This is a genomic window from candidate division KSB1 bacterium, assembly GCA_034506255.1.
In the GTDB taxonomy this organism is placed as follows: domain Bacteria; phylum Zhuqueibacterota; class Zhuqueibacteria; order Zhuqueibacterales; family Zhuqueibacteraceae; genus Coneutiohabitans; species Coneutiohabitans thermophilus.
In genome coordinates this window covers 865,446-890,514 of record JAPDPX010000001.1, presented here as the reverse complement: position 1 = coordinate 890,514, position 25,069 = coordinate 865,446, and the positions used below count along the sequence as shown (strand labels likewise).

Genomic DNA, 25,069 nt, shown 5'->3' with positions numbered 1-25,069 from the left:
CGGCAAAAAATCCCCACATGTGGAAGGGCGATCCATGAATAAATTCGAAATGCTGCTCGGGCTGTGCCTGTGTTTCTCCGTGGTTTCTGTCCACGCGGCTGACGAAACCAAAGTGCGGCAAAGGGCCCGGCGTCTCGCGCAAAAATTCATTATTGTCGACACCCATGTCGATGTGCCGTACCGTCTGCGCGAGAAATACGAGGACATTTCCGGCCGCACCCAGGGCGGCAATTTTGATTACATGCGCGCCAGGCAGGGCGGCCTCAATGCGGCTTTCATGTCCATTTATATTCCTTCGCCCTATGAGGCGAAAGGCCTGGCCACGGCACTGGCGGACAGTCTCATCGACATGGTGGAAGGGTTCGAACGGCGCTGGCCCGACAAGTTTGCCATTGCCCGCTCGGTTGCGGAGGTGCGTGCCCATTTCAAAAAAGGGCTGCTCGCGCTGCCGATGGGCATGGAGAACGGCGCGCCGATAGCCGGCAAACTGGAAAACCTGCGGCATTTTTGGTCGCGCGGTATTCGTTACATCACACTCACGCATGCGAAGAGCAACCACATCTGTGATTCTTCTTATGATCCCAACCGCCCGTGGCAGGGGCTGAGCCCGTTTGGCCGGGAAGTGGTGGCGGAGATGAACCGGCTGGGGATCATGATCGATATTTCGCACGTCAGCGATTCAACGTTTTATCAGGTTTTGCGGCTCACGCGCGCGCCGGTGATTGCCTCGCATTCCTCCTGCCGCCATTTCACCCCCGGTTGGGAGCGCAACATGGATGATGACATGATCCGGGCGCTGGCGCGCAATGGCGGCGTGATCCAGATTGCGTTTGGTTCCTCCTTCGTGAATGGTGCCTATCAAAAGGCGGAGGAAGGCCTCTGGCGTTTCATCGAAGAACACAAGATCGATCCCGGCAGCGAGGAGGGCCGGGCGCGCATCCGGCAATATCGTGAACAAAATCCCCGGCCGCCGGTCACGATCGCGGACATCGTGGCCAACATCGATCATGTCGTGAAGCTGGTGGGCGTGGATCACGTCGGCTTCGGCTCGGATTTCGACGGTGTCGGCGATTCCCTGCCCGAGGGCATGACCAGCGTGGCCGATTATCCCAACCTGATTTTCGAACTGCTGCGCCTGGGCTATTCCGAAAAGGACATCGCGAAGATTTGTTCCGGCAATTTGTTGCGGGTGTGGTCGGAGGTCGAGAAAACCGCGCAGCGACTGCAAGCCGGAACGTTTTAGCCGGCAAATTCGCGCCGGCGCCCGGCATGAGCAAAAGGCCCCTCTCGCAATGGCAGTTCCCGCACAAACCGCAGCGCACCATTTTGTGACATTTCTCTTTTTGCGGGGGAATAGCTGACGCTGCGGGCAGAAGGCTGCCTGAGAAAATCTTTGGCTGAATAAACCACTTTTCTGTCAAACACTCACGTGCAAGGGGGAAACCATGTCCGCCCTCCAGGCTGGCCCGCCAATCGCGCCACCCTCCATCATCTATTCCGCATTGTTCGTCGATTTCGACAATGTTCGGATCAACCTGGAAAAGCATGATGCCGAGGCGGCACGCCGCTTCTCGACCAACCCGGAATTATGGTTGTCCTGGTTGGAGAAACAGCTTCCCACCACCGCCTATCTTCCCGCGCTGGTGCAGCGCCGGATTTTGACCAGACGCTGTTACCTCAATCCCGAGTCGTTCAGCAACTTCCGGCCGGATTTCGTGCGCTCGGCCTTCGAGGTGATCGACTGCCCGCCGCTCACCGGCCGCGGCAAGACCAGCACCGACATTTACATGGTGATGGACATTCTCGATACACTCAATCATGCCACCTATTTTCATGAATTCATCGTGCTCTCCGGCGATGCGGATTTCACGCCGGTGCTGCTGCGCATCAGGAAGCATGGCCGCTACGGCGTGGTGCTCGCGGTGGGCTGGGTGTCCCTGGCATACCGTGCCGCGTGCGACATGGTGATTGAACGGGATACTTTCGTGCGCGAGGCGCTGGGGGTCGTCTATCCCGAGGAGGAGGGGGGAGAGCCGATCGCTGCCCAGGAGATTGATGCCGCACTGAATATGCTGTTGAAAAGAATGGCCGCACGCCTGCGCGAGGTGGCAGCGGTGCCCGGCGGCGTGGAGGCCAGCGAGCTGCCGGAGGTTTTCAAGGAGTTTCAGGAATTTCGCGAAGGCAGTCACTGGCTGGGTTTCTACTCGCTGCGCCGCCTGACACAGGCCATTATCGCGCAACGTGACGATCTGGTCATCAGTGATGAAGACCCCTGGCGTGTGGTTGTCAAACTTGCGCCGGCACCACTTCCGACCGCAAGCCCGACGCTGCAGGAGGCTGCAGCCGCTCCCGCCGCGACCGTGTCCGACATCAAAGCGCAGATGGCGCAGAGTATTCGCGAATATGTGTCGCATTCGGACAAGGCCGTTGCCTGGGCGACACTGGCCAGTCTGGTGAAACAGCGTCTCGGAGTGCAATTGGCGGGCAGCACATGGCTGGGCGCCGGCACCTTCAAAGATTTGCTCATGCAACTCGATCTGGGGGGCTTGCAAATGTCCACCGTGAGCCCCGGCTATGTTTATGACCCGGCCCACCACCAATTGCCCCCGGCGGCTTCTGTTGCACCCACCACAGCCGGCCAGGGAGCCGCGCCGCCCGATCATTTTGCCCAACGCCATCCCGAGCTGGCCGAGCTGGCGCGCAAAGTTCATCGTTTGACCGAAACGCCTTATCTCATGCCCGAGCACTATGCCCTGCTGTTTCACGAATTGGCGCGAGAAATCAACGACAACGGCTATCAAATGACGCGTACTTCCAAAACGGTGCGTGATCGCTGTGTGGAGAAGGGGGCACCGGTGGCGCGCTCGCACGTCAACTTCGTGTTGATCGGCATCGGCCACACCGGCCATCGTTTTGGCGGGCCGCAACCGGAGGACCCGGTGCAGTTGGGCGAGAAGCTGGTGGAAAACACGCTGGACCTGTGCCGCACGGCCCAGCTCAGTTTGAACGAGGAGGAGGTTGCCCGGATTCGCGCCTGGCTCATGGGCGGGCTCGCCGCACAGCCGCAAGCGGCGGGATGATGACGCGGTGTCTCAAATGAAAAACGCCATTGCTGCGCGCACAACGCAGCAATGGCGAACCCGCATTGCGAGTGGGAATTTTATTCTGCCGAAATCGAAGTGGCGAGGGCTTCGCCATTTTGTTGTTTCGCCACGGTCAGCGGCAGCTCAGCGCCATTCGACCGCTCCAATTCCACCAGGTATTGAAATTGGCGGCGGAACTCGTCCAGGGAAATGCCGGCGGTGGCGGCATACTTGGCCAGCTCGTGCGGATCCTCGAAATCCTCGGCTGAGAGCCGGATCATGTAGCGCCGGGCGATGTGATAATATTCCGCGCTCATATCGACCATGCGTACACGCGCGCGGCCGGTCTTGGGGTCGATGATCTGATGGAAGGGGATCGGCACGAAGCGGCCGTTCTGGATGGAAACCATCGCCGCATTGCCCCCCTCGAGAATATAGCGTGCAGCGCAATAACCCAGATCGCGGGTGTACTCCATGTCGAAGGGGATGGGGTCGGCACAGCGCAGTTCGTAACCGATGTTCTTCGCGACGATCGTGGTCTTGAGGCCGAACTGCTTCAGCCGCGCCTGCACCTCGTACTTGAGGATCTCGCCGAAGTTGACCTCCGCCAGCCGGATGTTGTCGTGTGCGTCACGCTCAATGGTGAGCAGCGCCTGCAGATCCTGCGGGTCGAGGATTTCCACCAGCCCCTCTGCAATGATGGCAACACCATCAGGCCGGCCGTAGCTCAAGCGCTTGATGATCGCGCCCACCAGAATGTCAACCAACACGGAAAGCTTGAGCTTTTGGTCGCGAAATTCCTCCGGTATCAGCGTGAGGGTTGCGCCGGCGGCTTTGCCGATGCCGAGTGCCAGATGGCCGGCCTTGCGGCCCATGGTGACGACAAAGTACCAGCGCGAGGTGGTGCGGCCATCGACCATCAAATTCTTGACGATGTCACAGCCGAGATGGCGGGCCGTCTGGAAGCCGAAGGTGTTGATGCCGAGCGGCAAATCCAGGTCGTTGTCGATCGTCTTCGGCACATGCACGACGTGAATGCGGCCGTTGGCCAGCTCCTCCAGTTTCATTGCTGAGAAGGCGGTGTCATCACCGCCGATCGTAATCAGGCGGTCCACGTTCATGCGCAGCAGGGACGTGACCGTGTTCTCCAGGTGTTTGGCATTCTTCGTCGGGTTGGCGCGCGAGATGCCAATATACGAGCCGCCACGGAAGTGAATGCGGCTGACGCGCTCGATGGTGAGCTCTTTGATCTTGTCGATCTGGCCCTCCATGATCCATTTGAAACCATCCATGATGCCGATGACTTCGGCACCGCTCAAGATGCCACGGATCGTTGCCGCCCCGATGACGCTGTTGATGCCGGGTGCGGGGCCACCGCCCACCAGAATGGCCATTTTCTTGTGATGTGTGCTCATGTTGAAGAACTCCCGTTGTACAAATTCAAACAGCAGTGGTTGGTAGCGATTTTCAGGCAATGCCGTGGAATATAGTGACAAATTCCTGAGAAGCAATCAAAAATCACCTTGCATACACGGCCAAAAAAAATTATTTTGCACACGCTTTGCGCGTTTATTTCCGTGACTGTACCAGTCACCCCACACACCGGCACGGCAAAAGGCCAAAGCCCGAACAGCCGCGGCAGGCAGCGGCCGGCCGCGGCCCTGCTCCGCCCAGATGATGGAACCAGGTAAACCAGTGAGGGAGTCGAGCCTGATGATCAACGCCCGTCACACAACACTCATGATCGCGGCTTGGTTTGCCGGCCTGCCGTTTCTCCTGCTGGCCGGCGCGTCACAGCCACCCGTCAAAGCCAGACACGGCATGGTGGTATCCTCACACCGCCTCGCCTCGGAGGTCGGCGTTCAAATTCTCCAAAACGGCGGCAATGCCGTGGATGCGGCGATTGCCACGGGATTTGCCCTGGCCGTGACTCTGCCCTCAGCCGGCAATCTTGGTGGCGGCGGCTTCATGATTGTTCACATGGCCGACGGCCGGATCAGCGCCTTTGATTTCCGGGAAAAGGCGCCGGCCGCCGCCCACGCGAAAATGTATTTGAATGCCGCGGGCGTTTACGACGAACCGATCAATCATGAAGGCTACCTCGCCATTGGGGTGCCCGGCACGGTGGCAGGATTTTTTCTGGCACATGAGCGCTTCGGCCGCAAGGCGATGAAAGAGCTGATCGCGCCTGCCATCAAGCTGGCAGAACAGGGTTTCCCGGTGAGTTGGGGGTTGCATGAGGATTTCCGCTATCTCAAGGAAGAGTTTCTCAAGTATCCTGCCAGTGCAAAAGTGTTCTTGAAAAACGGCAGGGAGGTGTATCAACCCGGCGAACTTTGGAAACAACCGGATTTGGCCAGAACTTTGCGCCGCATTCAAGCCGGCGGCCGCGCGGAATTTTACCGGGGCGAAACCGCACGGCTGATTGCCGCCGCCATGCGCAAACACGGGGGTTTGATCACCGAACAGGATTTGGCTGCTTATGAGGCGAAGGAACGCCAGCCGATTCACGGCACCTATCGCGGGTATGACATCTATTCCATGTGCCCGCCCAGCTCGGGTGGCATTGCGCTGGTGGAGATGTTGAACATACTCGAGGGTTTCGATTTGCGCGCGGCGGGTTTCGGCTCGGCGCAGCATCTTCATTTGCTGGCGGAGGTGATGCGCCGCGCCTTTGCCGATCGCGCCCGCCATCTTGGCGATCCTGATTTTAATCCCGACATGCCGGTGGCGAAACTGATCTCGAAGGAGTATGCTGCCGACTTGCGCCGGCAAATCAGCCTGACCCGGGCTTCGCCCAGCGATCCCGAAAAGTTCAATGAGGCCCACGAATCATCGGAGACCACGCACTATTCTGTCGTCGACGCCGCGGGCAACGCCGTGGTGGTCACCTACACGCTGGAGGACAGTTACGGCTCGAAAATCGTGGCCGAGGGAATGGGTTTCCTGCTGAACAACGAGATGGGGGATTTCAACCCGCAGCCCGGCCGCACTGACAGCACCGGCTTGATTGGCACGCCGCCGAATGTGATTGCACCCGGCAAGCGCATGCTGTCTTCCATGACGCCCACCATCATCGCACGCAACGGCAAACCCTTTCTTTTGATCGGCTCGCCGGGCGGCCGAACCATCATCAACACCGTTGTGCAAGTGGTGAGCAACGTGATTGATTTCGAGATGGACATCAGCGAGGCAATTGCGGCGCCGCGTGTGCATCATCAATGGCTGCCCAATGTGCTGCGCGTCGAGAAATTCGGCATCTCGAACGACACCCAGCGGCTGTTGGAAAGTTACGGACACCGCATTTCCGTGTCACGATCGTCACGCAGTCAGGGCAGCGCGATGGGGATTCTGCTTGATCCAGTGACCGGCCTGCGTCTGGGGGCGGCGGATCCGCGTGCCAGTGACGGTGCGGCTGTCGGATATTGAGACCGGCACGTGGCCCTGCGCTTGAACTCAAGCACGGACGGTATTCATGTTGGACAAACTGGTCGACTGGCTGCGCACCCGAAGTTTCGACCCGGGATTCAACCTTTCCCTGTTCCTGCTGATCATTTTACTCGGGATTTGGATCGGCAGCCTGAGCAAAAATGTGAGCATCTGGCCCGGTCTGCGGCGCCTGATTGGCGAGCTGATGGGGGGGGTGTTGTTTGGTGTGCTTTTCGGCTTGATTTTTCTGAGCGATTTCTTCCCGGGTGTCATTTCCCTGGGCGGCCTCACGCTGGCAATTATGAGTTTCTTCCACGTCGAGGCGCAATTCAAGGTGCAGCGTTTGCTCTCCATCGCGGTGGCGATTGCGCTGGCCTTTTTCATGTACTACTCGCAATGGGGCAGTCTGCGCTATCTGTTTGACAGCATGCTGATGGATTTTCAATGATGGAAATTCGCATCAAACACACCACCGTGCAATTGCGCGAGGGGGATCTCACCGAGATGAAAGTCGACGCCATTGTCAATGCCGCCAACTCTGCTCTGCAGCTTGGCGGGGGTGTGGCTGGTGCCATTCGGCGCAAAGGCGGGCCGTGCATCCAGCAGGAGTGTGATCGTCTCGGCGGCACTCCGGTGGGCACCGCGGTCATCACCAGCGGCGGCAACCTGCCGGCGCGCTACGTCATCCATGCGGTGGGGCCGCGCATGGGGGAAGGGGAGGAGGACCGCAAATTGCGGGAGGCCACACGCCATGCCCTCACCCTCGCCGACCAGCATCACCTGAAGAGCATCGCCTTCCCGGCGATCTCGACCGGTATCTTCGGCTATCCGCTCGAACGGTGTGCGCAGATCATGCTTGCAACGACACTGGCGTATGTCGGGGGAGAGACTGGCTTGCAGCAGGTGGTTTTCTGTTTGTGGGGGGAGCAGGCATACCGGGTGTTTGAAACGACCTTGCGGCAGTTGCAGTATAGTGCTTCATCCGATCAATTGAACGATTCGCCGTCCTCTTCGGCGACGTGAGGGCATTGTGGCCCTGTTTTTTTGCCAGGCAGCCCGACCGGCACATTCTTCCGACAGGCCGCCTGCCGGTTTCTTTTCCAGAAGATAATGATACCCGATCTGATCCTGGTTTCCACCTCGCCCTATCGCCGGGAACTCATGGCGAAAATGGGCTTCCGCTTTCGCGCGGTCGCGCCGCGCTTCACCGAAGAGCATGTGCACCACCGCAATCCAGGGGAACTGGCGTTGGCGCTGGCGCGCGGCAAGGCCCTGAGCGTCGCCAGTGATCACCCGCACGCCATACTCATCGGATCCGATCAAGTCGTGTGGTTCGAGGGCCGCGTGTTGACGAAAGCCGGGAGTCCGGAACGGGCATGGCGCGAGCTGCAAAGCCTGCGGGGCAAGACGCACGAATTCTACATGGGCCTTTTTCTCCACCACACCACCGCCGGACTCTCCCAGGAATTTCTCATCAAAGGCACCGGCCGGTTGCGCGCCGACCTCAGTGACGAGGAATTGCGCACCTACGTCGCTTTGGACAACCCAAGCGATTGCGCCGGCTCCGTCAAAACCGAAGGCCCGGGTCTGCTGTTGTTCGAACGTCTGGATTGTGAAGATTGGACTGCCATCATCGGCCTGCCCATCATCGCCCTGACGACGGCCCTGCGCAAATGGAACTATCCGATTTTTGCATCTTGATTTTTTTCGACTCCCAGACCCGGCGTGTGCGGCAAGATTATTCGACCGTGTTCGACTCTGACACCCCGGTAGGGATCGTTCTTGATCAGGAGATTTCCGTCCAAATCCGCCCAATCCACCAGCGGTGAAAGATGGGCTGCCGCGGTGATGCCAAGTGAGCTTTCGATCATGCAGCCCAGCATGATTTTCAGCCCCAGGGCGCGTGCCACGTGGATCATGCGCAAGGCCTCCTGCAATCCTCCCGACTTCATGATTTTGATATTGATGCCGTGATAGGCACGCGCCAGCGCGGGAATGTCGCCCGCTGTCTTCACGTCCTCATCGGCAATCAGCGGCAATGGCGAGCGGTCGCGCAGCCACGCCACTTCCTCGAGATGGTCAGCAGGCATTGGTTGCTCGACGAATTGGACGTTCAAGCCGGCGAGCCATTGTATTTTTTCGAGGGCGAGCTGCCGATCGCGCCAGCCCTCATTGGCATCCACACGCACCGTGCGGTCGGTCGCCTCGCGCACCGCCCGCATGATTTCCTCATCTTGCCTGCCGCCCAGTTTGATTTTGAGAATTGGATAGGATTCTGCCTCGCGGATTTTTTCATATACAGCTTGTGGGCTGTCGATTCCGATCGAATAGCTGGTGGTTGGTGTAAGAAGCGGATTCAACCCCCAAAGCGCATGAACTGGGATTTGGAGCTTTTGAGTCACCCAGTCCAGCAGTGCCATATCAAGTGCGGCTTTGGCGGCGTTTTGCCCCTCAGCGAGGGCCATAATTTGCTTTCCCAAGTCATAAAATTCACAAGGGATTGAATTTTCAAACAAATGTCTCGCTTCAAGTAAAAATTCGCGAATGCTTTCGAGCGATTCACCATACCGCACGTTATGGGCAGCCTCACCCCGGCCGATGATGCCCTCCGCCGACAATGTCACAAAGTTGTATTCCTTGTAATCGGCTGAGCCGCGTGCAATGGTCCAGGTATGTTTGAGCTCCAGGCGATGGGTCGTTGATTCCAGCAACATGATGCTGTTCTCCCTTGGCTGTTTGGTGTCTGTCCGAAATGGCGTACTTTTGAGAAAATGCTTCTGCAATGGCTTGGCGGGTGCAGGAGATTTCCCCGGGGTTTTCACAACACCGGCGTTTGGAAGACCTCGGCCCAGCCGAGAGCGGAACTTTTTCCGGGCAGCTTTTTTATATCACCGCCTGCAGTGAACTCATGCTCAAGATGATATCGGGTATTGAGGTTCTATGTTGATTTATATGTGGGTGGATCGTAGCGCGGCATGCGGCTGCCACCCAATTTCCCGGACGCTGATCGACGCAGAGCCACCCTGATTTTTATCTGCGGTGATCTGTGAAAAACTGTCTATCCAGAGTCTCCGTGGCCAGGAAACGGTTTTTGGACACTTGCCAATGTCGCTCACACGCCATCCGAATGATGAAAATGTCGCGCAGACCTTCTCTCTACCTGGGGATGGGACGCCTGCGCTGGGGCACTTCTACGGCATACGATGGCAAGGCCAACGCTTTTGGGGTGAAACGTTCTTTTACAACACCCGCGGTCAAGGTCTTGCGATTCATTACCCTCAACAATCACCATAGAGCCACAAATGCTTGAGGAGCTCTCCCCGACAACCATCATGCGTCTGGCTGGGGTGCAGGTATTCGCCCTGGACTTGGACGGCACTTTGTATTTGGGCAACGAAGCTTTCCCCTTTACCATCCGCTTCCTGAAAAGCCTGCGCCAACTGCGCAAATCCTGGGTATTTGTCACCAACAACTCGGCTGCCAGCCCGCGCGATTATTGGTTGAAATTGAGCAGGATGGGAATTGCAACGTCGGTGGACGACATCTACACTTCCGGCCGTGCCACCATCGAGTATTTGCTGGCCCGGGGAGGCCCGCAACCCATTTTTCTCCTCGGCACCGAAAGTCTGCATCAACAGTTTCAGGAGGCGGGCTTCGAGACGAATGCGACGGCGCCGACCTGTGTGGTTTTGGGCTTCGACAAAACCTTCACGTGGGAGAAATTCGACATTGCCTGCCGCCATCTGCGCCGCGGGGTGAAATTCATTGCCACGCATCCCGATCTGAATTGCCCGCAGCCGGGCCGGGATCTGCAACCCGATTGCGGTGCGCTCACCGCCGCCCTCACCGCGGCAACCGGCGTGACGCCCACGATCATCGGCAAGCCGGAGCCCCATCTTTATCGCAGCATCCAGCAGCGTTTCAGGATTTCGGCTCCGGCATTGGCAATGGTGGGTGATCGTCTCGAGACCGACATTGCCGCGGGCGCCAGAAACGGCATTTTCACCATTTTGGTTCTCACCGGCGTGACCACAAAAGAGCAAGCCTTGTGCGCCTCGCCCCGGCCGGATTTAATGCTCCCCACTTGCATGGACTTGATTCCGTTACTGGAGCACGCACAACGCGAACTCCTTCATATATAACACGGTTGTGACGAGCTGGCAACCTGGCACCCCAATACCCCGGCTTCGACTCAGTCCAGGCCTTTGGCTGGATTGATCCGGGTTCATAGGCCAGCGCTTGGGCATCTCGTGGTTCGGTCGCAGACGATCTGGCGCATGTGGATCTGGAAAAAGTTCAGCACCGGATGCGCGGCCGGAGGATCACTCCGGTTTTTGTTCCAAAAAGGAAACTGCGCGAGCGGCTATGCTTTCAACCGAACACGTGCTGCTTGTTTTCAGGTTTGCTGCCAATGAGTGTGAGATTGGCGCCGACCTGGTAGCGCTCGTGCGAATCGGGATTCTCCACCTTGCCGTTGGCGTAATAGCCGATCGATCCCGAGGAGAAATGCTTGACCGTGGCGGTGAGCACGCCCCAGACGCGGCCATCGCTGCTCCGCACTTCAATAATCAAACTGGCCGGCGCCTGGGGATCGCGCTTGCGGGGTTCGGGAGGCATCACCTGCTCCTTTCTGATCTGGTGGTAAAGGCTGCATCAAATGCAACCGTGGATTTGCCATTCGTTCTGCGCCAGCGCTGTGCGCGCCTGGCGAGATAACGGCGCTGCAACTCGCGGCGCGCCCGGCTGCGATGATTCGCCAGCCAGTTCAGGAAATCATCAGCCTGCTTGAAGAGGAATTTCTCGGCCGCCGCCGGTACATAGCGCGGGCACTCTGACTGCTGATAGTCCTGGCAGATTTTGGGACGCTCGGGATACCAGCCGCAGCGGCCATCCGGCTGCAGCTTTTCGCAGGGAGTGTTGAATTGGACATACCACTTGTTGTCCTCATCCACCCAAACCCAGACATTTCGGTGAATGAGGTACCAGACAATGTGATCCACATCCTTGAGCGTGGTGGGCGGGTCGATTTCAAGGCTGATGTACTCGCAGCATTGTGTGCAGCCCGAGCACAGTGCCCAGTTTCGGGCCCCGTCATCTGGTGCGGTCAGCCGCGCCGGCGTGAGTTGAATCACTGGGGAAGGGACGGAATGCATTGGCTTCGGTACCTGGCAGAGTGAGAACATTCGTTGCTTGCAGATGAACAGCGCCTCTGTGCGAGGCGTGAACATAATGCAAGCGCGGATAAACCTCAAGTCCCAGTTTGCGGCTTTCATAAAGCGGAATGATCATCCCCCTGCACCAACGCCGGGAGGATCGTGCATGAGTGCCATTTCGATTTTTCTCCCCAGGCCGGGCGATCCGAACTGGAGCGCACGCCTGACGCTGCTGATCCTGGTTCTGCTCACGGCTGGTGAATTGCCCGCCCTCTTTCTGCCGCCGGCAGCGATGGTCATCCACCGGCTGTTTCATCTTCTGCAGATGCTCTGGTTGATCGCGTTGGGCTTTGCGATCAGGCATGAGATCGGACATGCTGCCGTTTTCTCTCCGCGACTGTCACGTGCGGAATGGCAGCGGGTTGCGAGTCTGCTGGTCTGCGGTGCGCTGTTGTCATTTGTTGGTGACGTGATCAATGCCGGCGTGATCGATCTCACCGCGCTGCTGCAACCGCAGACCCTGCTTTCCATCCCGCCGTTCGCCGCGGCGCATGGGTGTTATCTCGCCGCGTTTATGTTGCTCAGCCGTGCGCCGCTGCAGGGCAGCACTCGGCTTCGGGGCCTCACCCTTGCCGCGGTGCCGCTGCTGGCGATCGGGGTTTGGTCATGCGTGATTCCAGCAGACGCACCGCGCCTGGTCATTGGCGCCTCGCTGGCCTACAGTTTCGTGCTGGCCGCAATGGTGGCGGGTTCGTTGTGGGTGGCGTGGGCATGGGGCAGATCCGGAGGCAGTGTGGCGCTCGGGGGTGTGCTCTTTCTCCTGTCTGATGCATTGCTCGGATACTACCTCTTGCGCGAGCGCCCATTTTGGGCCGGTCAGCTCATTTGGTCAACCTACATGCTGGCGCAGCTTTTGATCCAACGGAGTGGCCTGCTTTATCGCCCGCCAGCAGCAAGCCGGCAAGCACCCTCTTGAATTCGGACCGATTATTTTCTATCTTGCGCCGGCATGTGCGTGCGAGCCGCCTGTCGCTCATCCGCCAACTGCCTGCGGCGGGTGCCCCGCGGGCGCATCTTCCCCGCAGTTCCCGGACCGGTGTATTTGATCAGCGAAAGCACGGCGGTGCAGGGCGGGCCGTGCCCTTGCCTCTGGCGGTGAAAACCATCGCTGTGTTCCGCTCATGTGACGGTCGCAGCGTTTGCCCACGCTATCTTTGAATTGACCTCCAACCGTGCAATGAGCAGGAATTCGTATTACCTCTCCAATGTGGCGTTGCTGGCGGGCCTGGCAATCGTCGGCTCCGTCGTCTATGCGAGTTACAACCGCATGATGGATTGGGCCAAGCTGATTGTGTTCTGGCTGGGCGCCAGCGGGATGGGATTCTTTTTGTTGTATCGCATCCTGGCTCGTGCCAGGACCTATCGCCGCACCCGCCCGGTTTATCTCTATCCCCGTTGGTACCGCATACTTTGCGCCCTGCTGTTGCTGCTCGGGCTGTGGGCGGCAATCAGCTTCAATTATCTTACCCTGGCGACCTGGCAGAAACCGGCCTTTTACTGGGAGCTGCTCGCGCAGGAGCAGCCCTCGGCCAATCAATATGCCGTGGTGTGGAAGCTCGGCAATCAGCGCTTTCGTGAAACGGTGCAGCTCGAAAGTCTGCGCCTCACGGCGCTGGCCGATGTCGCCTTGGCTGACAAAAAGGAGAAACTGGAGATCGTCGCCGGGCTCGATTCCATCACAGTAAGTGTGCAGCCGACGGCCGGCGCCCACACCCGGGAAATTCAGTTGCCGGAGCCCTGCTCGCTCCCGCCACTCCGCCATCGCACGCTGACACTGCATTTCGATTACCGGCAGCATTTCGCGATTTTCTCGCTGGCCGCGACCTACCGCAACGTGTCCGTTGCAGAGTCACCGCAGGCCAAGGCCACGACTTTTGTGCCCCAAACCGTGGTTGCGCCACAATACGTTCTCATCGAACCCTCGTTTGCCGGCGTGGTGGAGTTCAGTGAGCTGGCCCGCCGGGTGCGGCGGCCGGCTGCCCAGACGCATGAACCTTTGATCCTGGCCCTCGGCCGAAGCGGCGATCCGCAGGCGCTGGCCGTGCTGCTCGAACTCCTGCAGGGGCGGGATCCCAAAGTCAAAGATGCCGCGTGCCGTGGTTTGGCGGAGCTGCGGGACAGTCGCGCCAATCCGGCGCTCATCCGTCTGATCAACCGTGAAAACCATCCGCAGGCCGTGCGGGCATTGGGGATGATTGGTTCCGAAGAGGGTATCGAATTTCTCGTGCGCCTGCTCGGCGATGACCAACGCGAGCCTTATCTGCGCACCGCGGCCGCCGGCGTGCTGAGTGAGTCCTCTCATCCGCTCGCCACCAAAGCGCTGGTCGCTCTGCTGCGGCAGAAAGCGGGCACGGATGTTTTGCTGCAACGCGAAGGTCTGCTGGCGCTGGTGAAAATGAATGACAGTCTGGCGGCGCAGCTCACGCTCGAGATGGCCCGGGAGCCGCGCAGCGGCGAACAAGTGCGGGTGCTGATTGAAGTGATGCGCGAGCTGGAGGTGCCGGCCACCCTGCCACGCTTTGCAGAATGGTTGCGCAACTGGCGCCGCTACGATCTCACGCTCGACGACGTCCAGCTCATGCTGGACTATATTGTCGCCGGCGCCCACACCAACATGGTTGCCACGCTCATCGACATTCTCAATCACGAACCGACCACGGAAGCACAAAGCCGCCTGGTGCAGGCATTGTCCCGGCTTGTGCAACAGGACTTGGGCACGATTCATTTCCCCGCCCTCAACCATGACATGGTGGTGGCCAATGAGCGTGTCATCTCGGCGTGGCAGCAGTGGTGGGGCCAGGCGCGCAAACAGCCCGGCTTTGCCAATCAGATTGTGCCTACAAACACCTCCGAGCAATTGTGAGTCCCGGCGCCGGCCCGGCCGGCGGCACCAACCTCAGACCATCAGGAAGATTCCGGCATGCGCATTCCCCTGCTGCAGCATTTGCAGAATGACCTGCTCGTCGCCGACGGTGCGATGGGAACCATGATCTACAGTCATGGCATCCCGTTGTCACAGAGCTTTGACCAGCTCAATCTCACCCAGCCCGAGCTCATTCTCGGCATTCATCGTGCCTACGTGGAGGCCGGTGCACAGGCACTGGAGACCAACAGCTTCACCGCCAATCGCAAGCGCCTCGCGCGCTTCGGCCTGGAGAACCATGTGCGGGAAATTAATCTTGCCGCGGTGCGGCTGGCGCGCACGGCCGCCGGCGGGCAGGCCTACGTGCTGGCTTCCATCGGACCGGTGCGCGACCGTGCCAGTGAGGAAATGGAAAGTGTCGAGATTCGCCGTTTGTTCGCCGAGCAGATTGCCGCTTTGGTGGAGGGAGAGCCGGATGCTCTGATCTTCGAAACGTTCACCGTGGTGTCGGAGCTTGAAATAGCGGTGGAGGAAGCACGCCGGCTGAGCGCGATCCCGGTGATTGCGCAGGTGGTCGCGGATGAAGAAGGCTACACCGGCGACGGGCAGCATCTCACCGCCATTTTCAAACGACTGCGCACCCTGGGAGCGGCCGTGGTTGGCATCAACTGCGCCAAAGGCCCGGCGGGCATTTTGAAAGCCCTGCGCGAGGTGCCGCTGGAGGGGGACCTGGTGCTTTCGGCGTTTCCCAACGCCGGCCTGCCCGCTTACGTCGATGGCCGCTACATCTATCTCTCCACGCCCGAGTATTTTGGCGAGGCCGCACTCAAACTGCGACAACAGGGCGTGCGCCTGATCGGTGGCTGCTGCGGCACCACGCCGGAACACATCAAGGCGATGGCTGACAGCCTGCGCGGCCTGCCGCCGGTGACGGAGAAAATCATTGCCGTACGACCCGCCCCGTCACCACCGAGCCTGCAGCAAATCGTGCCACCGGAATTTTTGGCCAAGGTCAAATCCCGCCCGGCCATCATCGTCGAGCTCGATCCGCCGCGCGATTTGGATTGCGAACCCGTCTTGCAGGGCGCACACGCGCTCAAGCGCGCTGGTATCGACGCGCTCACCATGGCGGACAGTTCGCTCGGCATCACGCGCATGAACAACCTCGCGCTCGGCGCCCTCATCAAACAGCAGGTCGACGTGCCGCTCATCATTCACCTGGCCTGCCGCGACCGCAATCTGATCGGGCTGCAGTCGGAGTTGATGGGGCTGCATGCACTCGGCCTGCACACCGTGCTGGCGCTTACCGGAGACCCCGCCAAATTCGGCGATCAGCCCGGTGCCACCTCGGTGTTCGACCTCAACTCCTTCGGCCTGGTGGAGATGATCAAACGCATGAATCAGGGCATCGCCTTCTCCGGCCGCGCCATGAAACAGGGCACGCGCTTTGTCGTCGGGGTCGCCTTCAATCCCAATGTCGACCGCCTCGACACTCAGGTGCGGCGCCTGCACAAGAAAATTCAAGCAGGCGCAGATTTCGTCATGACCCAGCCCATCTTCGACTGGCGCATGGCAAAAGAACTGCACACCGCCTTGCGTGACCTCGACCTCCCGGTTTTCGTCGGTATCATGCCGCTGGTCAGCGGCCGCAATGCCGATTTTTTGCACAATGAAGTCCCTGGCATTCGCGTGCCGGAAAGGATCCGCAAACGGCTGTTCCGTTTCGAAGGTGAACGGGCGCGGCGCGAAGGCGTGACCATCGCCGCGGAAATTTTGGAAAGCGTGCTGGATTATTTCAACGGCATCTATCTCATCACCCCCTTTGTGCGCTATGAAATGTGCCTGGAGTTGATTGAGAAGTGCCGCGCCCTGGTGCGCCGCAGGCAGAGCGCCAAAACCGTCAGAGTGATGGGGTGAGGCGGGAGGCTCGGCGGGCGAAAGGCAGTCCTGTGCAATGGCGTGAAGAGACCGGGCTCACTTTGCCGCACTGCCGTCAACTTCCCCCACGCCGGCGGGATGGCTCATGTAGAGCCGACCCGCTGCCGGAGAGTCCTGCAGAATGACTGCAAACTGAAATGCGCTTTGTGCGGCGGCAATGTTTTTGAACCGTCGCGCGGTGCCCGCCAGAAAGGAGACAAAGCCCCTCGCGCATCATCTGCTCTGGCGGATGAATGACGGCAGCCACACACCGGCAGGCGGGAGCACTTCCGCCATCCGGTCGATTCGCCCAATCCTGCCGGGGTGTATCACACCGCGGAGGCGGCAGCCGCCTCAATCCTCTGCACTGCCTGCCAGCTCAAACTCGCCGATTCCCTCTTCATCGACAAATTTGAAAGTGCGATTCAAGCGGTGATAGCGCCATATCTGGTAGGGCCGGCCGGCATCGGAACCCGCGTATTGGATGATTTCATCGGGCACCCCCAGCTTGAGGAGGGTTTGGCCGCGATCGGTTTGCCAGCCGTCGCGGCTTCCGCTGAAGCGTTCGTTGGCAATCGCAACGCGCTGATAAAAAGCATTCATTTCTTCATTGACCACGGTTCCGGGAGAGGGATCGCGCGCCTGCCAAAAGGCGGCCAGGGCCCGGTGTTGTTCTGCGGTGGGAGAAGTGAGTGCCGCGAGCAAGCGCTGGCGTGCTTCCCCTTCCGTCAGACAGAGCGCCGTCTGGATGGCCTGGCTGAGATGAATGCCGGTCTGAGGAATCCCGTCCCACACCACACGCAAGGAGGTCGCAGCCGTCTTTTGCAGCTTGCCGCTGCTCGCCTCCAGCACGATCTCATAGTTGCCATAGGGCAGGAGGTCCGTCCAAACCGGCAGGGTAATCTGCACACGTGGCCGGCTGCTGACCAGCGGCCGTTGTTGATCGATAATCTTTTCCTTCCTGCGATTCAAGATCGTCTGGCGCAGCAGCAATGGTTGCGTTGTGTCATGGCGAAAAATTTCGAAATACAGAAACACTTCGTGGCCGGGCGAGATGGTATTGCGATAAAGACCGGGCCGGATGATCACCGTGTTTGTGTTGTCCCGGATCACCTGATCAGCCACGATGATCTCACTGATTTCCAGGGCCGAGGCGCGGCTGGAAAAATCCCGCAGCCTTTTGTGCAGAGTTCGGCAGGAGGTGCGACCGGCGGCCATATCGGTCACCGCGCAGTCGACCTGGTATTCCCCCGGTGCCGCTTCCAATTCAAGGTAGTAGAAGCTGTATTTCTCCGGCGAGCGTGCTTCGTCCAGGGTGCCGACATGCAGACGATCAGAGGTGGTTTGACTGGCCGCCACTTCTCCCGCGCCGGTCAGCAGGCGAACTGTGATGTGAAGATTGGCTTCGTAGCCGCCGGCAACCGGAACGAACTGCAGATCCGAGTGAAAGATGCTGAGGCACGCACTCAGCCGGCTCTTGGCCGGATCTTTTGAGCCGAGATTGCAGGTCTCAAAAGTGAAGTCCGGTTGCACGGTTGGTTCGACGATGTAGCCCTGGCCATGGGCGGCGGCGGCAAGCAACAAAAACAGTGCGGAAAGGCAAGCTCTCATGAATCCGACTCCTTCGGAAGAAGCGTCCTTGCGCGTAAAACGCGGGGGAGGACAGCGAAGCTGTGCAGCGCAGTGATTTGTGGTGATGTACTGCCGCGTGTTGTACCTTCAAAGCGGAAACCCTGCCGAAGCGCATGTTGGAAATGTCTTTTTCTTAATCGCGGCAGCGGGCAGGATCAAATGCGGCTGAACTGGTGCCGCCGGCGCGGCCTGCGGCGGGAAGGTGCCGGCGGGCCTGCTTGCGGAGCCACAGCAGAGCGCGGTGTGGTTGTACCTGAATTTTGCACGTTGCACCCGGATTGATCCTCTCCGCGAGAAACGCCGATGCGATCGCGACGCCCAACCACCCAAAGGTGGGGCATAAAAAATTTTGCAGGCCAACGTGCCGTCAACTCCGGTAGGAATGAACTGTTTTTAGTGAGGCTGCTTCTTGCATTTCCCAAAACTCCGTGAGGAGTGACCTGTTCAATTCTCCTCGAAAAGACCGCGCCAGATCATGGGAAATTCGACAGGCCACTCCTGACGGAGATTAAAGACACGCAAGCTTCCCATGTGTCTATAAACAGTTCACTCCTGACGGAGTTTTGTGAACAAGGCATTTCCTCCGGTCAACAGCAAGTCAGCATGCAAAATTCAGGTTGTAACAAATGAATGGCGGGGAAAGTGCGCGGCTTGCTAACCGCGCACGCAGGGAGTCAGAATTTGCGCGACCATTCCCTGGGCCAGCGCTCGACCACGACTTTTGTCTGCGTGAAAAACTCCACGCCATGCCGGCCCTGGGCGTGCAAATCGCCGAAGAAACTCTCCTTCCAGCCACTGAAAGGAAAGAAGGCCATGGGTGCCGCCACGCCCAAATTGATGCCGATGTTGCCGGCCTGTGCCTCGTGGCGAAACTTGCGGGCGGCCGCGCCGCTGCTGGTAAACAGGCAGGCCATGTTGCCGTGCGCGCCGCTGTTCACCAGCGCGATGGCCTCATCGATCGTCTCGACATGTATCAGGCTCAGCACCGGGCCGAAGATTTCGGTGCGGGCAATTTCACTCTCGGGCGGCACCTCGTGCAAAATAGTCGGCCGCACAAAGTGGCCCTGTTCATACCCGGAAATCTGCGGCCGCCGGCCATCGATCAACACCCGGGCGCCCTGCGCCACGCCTTTCGCAATCAGGCCTTCGATGCGCGTGCGGCTTTGCGCCGAGATGACCGGCCCCATTTGCACGCCCGGCTCCAGGCCGTAGCCCACCACCCGCGCGCGGGCCGCCTCCGCCATGGCTTCCGTGAACGTGTGCCGGGCATCACCCACCGTGATCGCCACGGAAGCAGCCAGACAGCGTTGCCCGGCGCAGCCAAAGGCGCTGTCCGCGGTGATGCGCGTTGTCATCTCCACATCGGCATCGGGCAGCACGATGACGGGATTCTTGGCGCCGCCCTGGCACTGCGCCCGCTTGCCGTTGGCGGCCGCCCGGCTGTAGACATAGCGCGCCACCGGCGTCGAGCCGACGAAACTCACGGCACGAATGAGCGGATGATCGAGAATGGCATCCACTGCGGCGTGGGCGCCATTCACCAGATTGACCACTCCCCTGGGCAGGCCGAGACGATGCAACAGCTCGAAAATCCGGTGCAGGGTCAGCGGCACTTTTTCCGAGGGTTTCATGATGAACGTGTTGCCGCACGCCAGGGCATAAGGCATGAACCAGAAGCAAATCATCGCGGGAAAATTGAACGGCGCAATGGCGGCGCAGACCCCCACCGGCTGACGGATCATCATCTCGTCGATCCCGGCGGCGATGTCTTCCAGCATCTGGCCCTGCATCATCATGGGAATGCCGCACGCCACTTCGACATTTTCGATGGTGCGGCGCATCTCGGCACGGGATTCCTCCAGCGTCTTGCCGCATTCCAGGGTGATCGTGCGGCTGAGCTCCTCGAGATTCTCCTCCAACAACTGCTTGAGTTTGAACAGATATTGAATGCGTTCGGTTGGCGGTGTATTGCGCCAGTCTGCCAGTGCCGTCTGCGCCGCCTGCGCCGCCTGGTCAACTTCCTGCGCCGGGGAGAGGGGAACCAGGCAAAGCAGCTCCGCCGTTGCGGGATTGCGCACCTCGAGATGTTCGGTGGCGGCCGAAGCACGCCAGGCGCCGTCGATGTAGTTGGGCAGGCGCATAGTGGTCGTCATGGCACTCTCTCTCCTTAAAAAAACCTGAAGGTGAAGCAACAGGGTGGTTTTTGCGACGGCTCACGCCGGAGGGCATGCGCAGACCTGACACGAGCGCGCGAGGTGGACGCGGCCCGCCAAACAGGGCTGGCATCACGGGTGCAGGGCGGCATCAGGCGCCGGCACAGCCGGGCAAACATATCACAAATCCTTTCGAGATGCAACGCCATTTTTCTCGCGTTGCCCGTGGAGATTGTGCTTGATTCTCTGGCCGAAATTTGCCATTGTGAGCCGGTTTGTTCGAGGCAGGTCAAGCGCAACTGCCGGAGAGGCTGAATGAGCAAGAAGATTTCCTTTGAAGAGGCTTTGGCGCGGCTGGATGCCATTGTGCAGCAGCTCGAGCAGGGGCAAATTCCCCTGGAGGAGGCAGTCAAGATTTTTGAAGAGGGCGTGCGGCTCTACCGTCTGTGTGCCGGCCAGTTGCAGGAAGCCGAAAAGAAACTGCAGCAACTGGTGAAAACCGAGGCCGGCTTCCAGCTTGAACTCATGAACGATTTCGAAATCGGATAAACATGCGCTTTGCCGTTTTGGGAAATTTGACACACGCTGCCATTGCCGAAGTGGCGCCACGCTGGCTGCAATGGCTGAGCGCGCGGGCCGAAGTGGTGATTGCCGATGACCTGGCCGCGCATTTGGGCACGGTTTCGCCGCGTGTGATGGTGGCGGCGCGCCAGTCTTTGCATCGCAACTGCGACATGGTGATTTCACTGGGCGGTGACGGCACGATCCTCTCGACCGCGCATGTCGTCGGGCGGTCGGGCGTGCCGATTCTCGGCGTCAAGTTCGGCGGCCTGGGCTTTCTGGTGGAAATTGGAGCGGATGAGTTTTACAGCGCTCTGGAGGCGATATTGGCCGGCCGTTATGAGGTGCAAAAACGCATGGTGTTGGCGGGCCGCCTCCGCAACGCGCCGGAAACGACGACATTTTATGCCCTGAATGATTTCGTCATCGACAAAGCCGGCCAGATGCGGCTGGTGCGTCTGAAGGTGATGCTCGACGACGAGTATCTCAACACCTACATCTCCGACGGGCTGATCGTGGCCACGCCCACCGGCTCGACGGCGTATTCGCTCGCCGCCGGCGGCCCCATCATGCCACCGGAAATGAAAGCCATGGTGATCACGCCGATTTGCCCGCACTCTCTCAATGCCCGGCCGGTGGTCATCCCCGATGAAAAGACCGTGACCGTCGAAATCGCGACCGCCGATGCACAAGCACATCTCTGGGCGGATGGGCAACCGGGGCGCCGCATCGTCTCGGGCATGTGTGTGGAGATTCGCAAAGCCGATTACAGCATCAACCTGGTGCGCAAGTCCTCGCCGGCCGCTTCGAATTTTTATGACAAGCTGCGCGCGAAATTTCACTGGGGGGAGGATTTGCGCAAGTGAGGCCTGCGCGGCTGCAGAGATTCCAGCTTTTTGCATAATGACTCATTCCGCCCGCCGCGAAAAAAGGGCTTGACAAAAGAAGCGGGCCGATGTATTATTTGCCCGATTTTTGGAAGGCCTTCCAAAGGGCGGTGGTGGCCTCTTTTCCGCTGATTCGCATTGCATCAGACAAAGGCAGGGTAGACGCTGTGATGATGGCTTTGAATGATCAGCACTGCTTTCCGGGCTTTTCGTCTCTGGCGCTGCAATTTTTCCCTCAGCTCCTGCAGTATCTTGCCCGTCACGCGAACGGGCATGCTTCCACATTGGTTGTTCCGGGCTTTCTGACGTTTCCTGTGAGCCCTTGCTGCGGTCATTCCGGGGCACAAGATGCCAGTTCCCGTGCTGCTGCCTGAAGCCCGACCGGGAGCAGGCGGCGCATGCCCCTTCATCTTTTTGTCTTTAAAATATCATCTTCAACACAGTTCATCCTCATGGACGGGAGGGCGGTAATGCAGACTCGTTCACGACGCCGGTTTTTCCTGGTCTGCAGTCTTTCGATCCTGCTGGCCGTGTGGGTGACGGCCAGCGTTGCCGGCACCACCGGCAAACTCACGGGCAGGGTCATCGAGCGGGCGAGCAATGAGGGCCTGCCGGGTGTCAATGTGGTGATTTTGGGAACGACACTGGGAGCGGCCACCAATGTCGCAGGCGAGTACATCATTCTGAATGTGCCGCCCGGCATCTACAGCGTCAAGGCCTCCCTCATTGGTTACGGCGAGATGACGCTCAAAGACGTGCGCATCAGCATTGACCTCACTACGCGTGCCGATTTCACCCTTGCCGAAGAAACGCTCCAGCTCGGCGAGGAAGTCGAGGTGGTGGCACAGCGCGAATTGATTCAAAAAGACTTGACCGCCACCACCGCCATTGTCAGCGACAAGAACATTCAGAGCCTGCCGGTCACCGAAGTGAGTGAAGTCATCAGCCTGCAGGCGGGCGTGGTCGAGAAGGACGGGCTGCACATCCGCGGCGGCCGCAAAGGCGAAGTGGCCTACTGGATCGATGGCGTGCCGGTCACCGATGCCTATGACGGCGGCACCGTCGTCGATGTCAACAAGGATCTGGTGCAGGAGCTGCAGGTGATCAGCGGCGCCTTCAACGCCGAATATGGTCAGGCGCTTTCGGGCATCGTCAACATCGCCACCAAGGAGGGTGCCACGCAATTTGGCGGCGCGCTCACCACCTATTTTGGCGACTACGTCAGCGGTCACGACAAGCTGGACTGGGGCAGGTTCCCGGCGCCCTACACCGCACAAGCCCACACTCCCGCCCCGCTCTTCCGCGACATTAAAAACATCAACCCCACCGCTATCCGCAATTTCGAAGGCAGTCTCTACGGCCCGCTGCTGGGGGACAAGCTTTCCTTCAACCTTGCCGCCCGCTACATCTATTTCGACGGCTGGCTGCGCGGTCAGCGAATCTATAAACCGGAAAACATCGGCTATCTGGATTCCACCGGCACTTTCATCCCCTCGCGCGATCCCTCCGGCCTGGGCGATGGCGCCTATGTGCCGATGAACTGGAATCGCAAGATCTACGGCCAGGGCAAGTGGACCTATCGCTTTCGCCCGACGATGAAGCTGACGCTGACTTCGATTTATGATGATGTCGATTATCAGGATTTCGACCGCGACTTCATACTCAACCCTGACGGCAACGTCCACCGCTTCCGCACCGGGCTCACCAATATCCTCAAGCTCACCCACACGATCAGCAACCGCACCTTCTATGATCTGGCCGTCTCCTACACGGAGAAGGAATTTCGCGAATATGCCTATGCAGATCCGCATGATCACCGCTATGTCCATCCGCAGTTGCTGAATCAACTCCTGTTCAGCTTCAAAACCGGCGGCGTGAGCAACCGCCATTTCAACCGCCGCACTGCCACCGGCCTGGTCAAGTTCGACCTGACCAGCCAGATGACCAGCATCCATCAATTCAAAAGCGGGGTGGAGTATCGCCGCCACCGCGTGTTCTTCGAGGACATTTATCTGCAGCCGGCGCTCGAGCAGTCTGATTTCGATCCCGCCCGTGATTCGCCCTTCATCCGCACGCGCATCCCCGACCTCAGCACCCCGGATCACAACCGCAGCACGCATCGCCCGGTGGAATTCGCCGCCTACCTGCAGGACAAGATCGAGCTGCAGAATTTCATCGTGAATGTCGGCGTGCGGCTGGATCATTTTGACCCGGATGGCCGCGTGCTGGCGGATCCCAGCGATCCCAACATCTACAATCCCATCCGGCCGGAAAACCGTTTTCGCGATCTCAACGGTAACGGCGTTCAGGATGCGGGTGAGCCGGCTCTGACCGTGGCCGAGCGCCGGCAATACTGGTACAAAAAAGCCAGCCGCAAGACCAAGGGCAGCCCGCGGTTGGGCGTTTCCTTTCCGGTGCTGGCCGGCGGTGTGTTTCATTTTTCTTTCGGCCAGTTCTTTCAGGTGCCCAAATTCGAGCGGTTGTATCAGAACAGTGATTTCAAAATTGGCAGTGGCACCGGCAACCAGGGTTTGATCGGCAATGCGGATCTCGAGCCGGAGCAGACGACGAATTACGAGATTGGTTTGAAGCAGGAGATTACCGATAACAGCACGATCGAGGTGACCGCCTTTTTCCGCGACATTCGCGATCTGACCAGCACGCGCGCCGACAACATCGAAGTGTTCGGCGGCGCCGCCACCTACAACAAGTTTGTCAACGCCGATTTTGGCCTGGTGCGCGGAGTCATCCTTTCCTACAACCGGCGCTTTGCCGGCGGCTTTTCCGCCAATGCCGATTACACCTTCCAGATCGCCAAAGCTTCTAATTCGGACCCGGAAGCCGCGCGCAACGCCGTGAACTCCGGCGCGCTGCCGGAAGTGCAACTCACCCCGGTGGATTGGGACCAGCGCCACACCTTCAACCTTTCCACGGCCTACAATGGCTCAAGCTGGGGAGCCGGTCTGATCGTGCAGGCTGCCAGCGCCCAACCCTACACCCCGCGCCGGGTGGTGGATATTTCAGCGCTGTCGACCAACTCCGAGCGCAAACCGGGAAGCCTCAATGTGGATCTGCGGCTGTACAAGGATTTCCGGCTCGCGGGGGTGAATTGCTCGCTGTTTGCGCGGGTCTTCAACCTGTTTGACACCCTCAACGAAGTCAATGTCTTTGATGACACCGGCCAGGCCGATTTCACCACGGACCGCAATCTGGCAATTCGAACGGTGGGCACCCGCACGCCGGTAAATACGATCGACGAGTGGTTCACCCATCCGACCTTTTTCTCCGAGCCGCGCCGCGTCGAGATCGGCACGACCATCACTTTTTAAAT

20 protein-coding genes are annotated in these 25,069 nt (G+C 59.4%); 14 read left to right on the top strand and 6 right to left on the bottom strand.

Going from position 1 to position 25,069, the window contains the following annotated elements; all coding sequences use genetic code 11:
• The first annotated feature begins 34 nt into the window (after window positions 1-34).
• Together ONB52_03560 and ONB52_03555 are read left to right on the top strand one after the other, a co-directional pair.
• Window positions 35-1,243 (top strand): dipeptidase, encoded by a 1,209-nt coding sequence (locus ONB52_03560; protein MDZ7415220.1) that lies wholly within the window; start codon window positions 35-37, stop codon window positions 1,241-1,243.
• 202 nt (window positions 1,244-1,445) lie between these two features.
• Window positions 1,446-3,080: an NYN domain-containing protein gene (locus ONB52_03555; protein ID MDZ7415219.1), complete on the top strand. Its 1,635-nt coding sequence runs from the start codon at window positions 1,446-1,448 to the stop codon at window positions 3,078-3,080.
• 80 nt (window positions 3,081-3,160) lie between these two features.
• On the opposite strand, the gene pfp is transcribed toward ONB52_03555, so the two are convergent.
• Entirely contained in the window at window positions 3,161-4,498 is a 1,338-nt protein-coding gene (gene pfp, locus ONB52_03550) for a diphosphate--fructose-6-phosphate 1-phosphotransferase (GenBank protein ID MDZ7415218.1), read from the bottom strand.
• A 298-nt stretch (window positions 4,499-4,796) separates the two neighbouring features.
• On the opposite strand from pfp, the gene ggt reads away from it, so the two are divergent.
• The 4 genes from ggt to ONB52_03530 all read left to right on the top strand — a co-directional run bounded on the left by ggt (window position 4,797) and on the right by ONB52_03530 (window position 8,213).
• Window positions 4,797-6,512: a gamma-glutamyltransferase gene (ggt, locus tag ONB52_03545; protein ID MDZ7415217.1), complete on the top strand. Its 1,716-nt coding sequence runs from the start codon at window positions 4,797-4,799 to the stop codon at window positions 6,510-6,512.
• A gap of 46 nt (window positions 6,513-6,558) precedes the next feature.
• Entirely contained in the window at window positions 6,559-6,960 is a 402-nt protein-coding gene (locus ONB52_03540; protein ID MDZ7415216.1) for a hypothetical protein, read from the top strand.
• On the top strand, window positions 6,960-7,535 hold the full coding sequence (locus tag ONB52_03535) for a macro domain-containing protein (GenBank protein ID MDZ7415215.1): 576 nt from the start codon (window positions 6,960-6,962) through the stop codon (window positions 7,533-7,535). The genes ONB52_03540 and ONB52_03535 overlap by 1 nt, the downstream gene beginning before the upstream one ends.
• 87 nt (window positions 7,536-7,622) lie before the next feature.
• Window positions 7,623-8,213: a Maf family nucleotide pyrophosphatase gene (locus ONB52_03530; GenBank protein ID MDZ7415214.1), complete on the top strand. Its 591-nt coding sequence runs from the start codon at window positions 7,623-7,625 to the stop codon at window positions 8,211-8,213.
• Here ONB52_03530 and ONB52_03525 read toward each other — a convergent pair.
• Window positions 8,192-9,226, bottom strand: coding sequence for a dipeptide epimerase (locus ONB52_03525; protein ID MDZ7415213.1), 1,035 nt, complete (start codon window positions 9,224-9,226; stop codon window positions 8,192-8,194). The two genes, ONB52_03530 and ONB52_03525, sit on opposite strands and share 22 nt — an antisense overlap.
• A gap of 588 nt (window positions 9,227-9,814) precedes the next feature.
• Between ONB52_03525 and ONB52_03520 the strand changes: the two genes are divergently transcribed.
• The gene (locus ONB52_03520) at window positions 9,815-10,654 is read left to right on the top strand and encodes an HAD-IIA family hydrolase (GenBank protein MDZ7415212.1); all 840 of its coding nucleotides are present in this window, start codon (window positions 9,815-9,817) and stop codon (window positions 10,652-10,654) included.
• A 229-nt stretch (window positions 10,655-10,883) separates the two neighbouring features.
• Here the strand turns inward: ONB52_03520 and ONB52_03515 are convergent, their stop codons facing one another.
• Window positions 10,884-11,129, bottom strand: a complete 246-nt coding sequence (locus ONB52_03515; GenBank protein MDZ7415211.1) for a hypothetical protein — start codon at window positions 11,127-11,129, stop codon at window positions 10,884-10,886.
• Window positions 11,129-11,785 carry a YkgJ family cysteine cluster protein gene (locus ONB52_03510; protein ID MDZ7415210.1) on the bottom strand — a complete coding sequence of 219 codons (657 nt, stop codon included), beginning with the start codon at window positions 11,783-11,785 and terminating at the stop codon, window positions 11,129-11,131. The genes ONB52_03515 and ONB52_03510 overlap by 1 nt, the downstream gene beginning before the upstream one ends.
• Window positions 11,786-11,831: 46 nt before the next feature.
• On the opposite strand from ONB52_03510, the gene ONB52_03505 reads away from it, so the two are divergent.
• The 3 genes from ONB52_03505 to ONB52_03495 all read left to right on the top strand — a co-directional run bounded on the left by ONB52_03505 (window position 11,832) and on the right by ONB52_03495 (window position 16,505).
• A complete protein-coding gene (locus tag ONB52_03505; protein MDZ7415209.1) occupies window positions 11,832-12,641 on the top strand; it encodes a lysoplasmalogenase in 810 nt (269 codons plus the stop codon).
• A gap of 261 nt (window positions 12,642-12,902) precedes the next feature.
• Complete coding sequence (locus ONB52_03500) at window positions 12,903-14,588, top strand: HEAT repeat domain-containing protein (GenBank protein MDZ7415208.1); 1,686 nt, start codon at window positions 12,903-12,905, stop codon at window positions 14,586-14,588.
• Between the two features lie 57 nt (window positions 14,589-14,645).
• Entirely contained in the window at window positions 14,646-16,505 is a 1,860-nt protein-coding gene (locus tag ONB52_03495; GenBank protein ID MDZ7415207.1) for a bifunctional homocysteine S-methyltransferase/methylenetetrahydrofolate reductase, read from the top strand.
• A gap of 354 nt (window positions 16,506-16,859) precedes the next feature.
• On the opposite strand, the gene ONB52_03490 is transcribed toward ONB52_03495, so the two are convergent.
• Both ONB52_03490 and ONB52_03485 read right to left on the bottom strand, forming a co-directional pair.
• The gene (locus ONB52_03490; protein ID MDZ7415206.1) at window positions 16,860-18,116 is read right to left on the bottom strand and encodes a GWxTD domain-containing protein; all 1,257 of its coding nucleotides are present in this window, start codon (window positions 18,114-18,116) and stop codon (window positions 16,860-16,862) included.
• A 695-nt stretch (window positions 18,117-18,811) separates the two neighbouring features.
• Window positions 18,812-20,290, bottom strand: a complete 1,479-nt coding sequence (locus ONB52_03485) for a CoA-acylating methylmalonate-semialdehyde dehydrogenase (protein MDZ7415205.1) — start codon at window positions 20,288-20,290, stop codon at window positions 18,812-18,814.
• A gap of 315 nt (window positions 20,291-20,605) precedes the next feature.
• Between ONB52_03485 and xseB the strand changes: the two genes are divergently transcribed.
• The 4 genes from xseB to ONB52_03465 all read left to right on the top strand — a co-directional run bounded on the left by xseB (window position 20,606) and on the right by ONB52_03465 (window position 25,067).
• Window positions 20,606-20,839 carry an exodeoxyribonuclease VII small subunit gene (gene xseB / locus ONB52_03480; GenBank protein ID MDZ7415204.1) on the top strand — a complete coding sequence of 78 codons (234 nt, stop codon included), beginning with the start codon at window positions 20,606-20,608 and terminating at the stop codon, window positions 20,837-20,839.
• A gap of 2 nt (window positions 20,840-20,841) precedes the next feature.
• A complete protein-coding gene (locus ONB52_03475; protein ID MDZ7415203.1) occupies window positions 20,842-21,717 on the top strand; it encodes an NAD(+)/NADH kinase in 876 nt (291 codons plus the stop codon).
• 89 nt (window positions 21,718-21,806) lie between these two features.
• Window positions 21,807-22,112 carry a hypothetical protein gene (locus tag ONB52_03470; GenBank protein MDZ7415202.1) on the top strand — a complete coding sequence of 102 codons (306 nt, stop codon included), beginning with the start codon at window positions 21,807-21,809 and terminating at the stop codon, window positions 22,110-22,112.
• Window positions 22,113-22,208: 96 nt separating this feature from the next.
• Complete coding sequence (locus ONB52_03465; GenBank protein ID MDZ7415201.1) at window positions 22,209-25,067, top strand: TonB-dependent receptor; 2,859 nt, start codon at window positions 22,209-22,211, stop codon at window positions 25,065-25,067.
• Window positions 25,068-25,069: the final 2 nt, after the last annotated feature.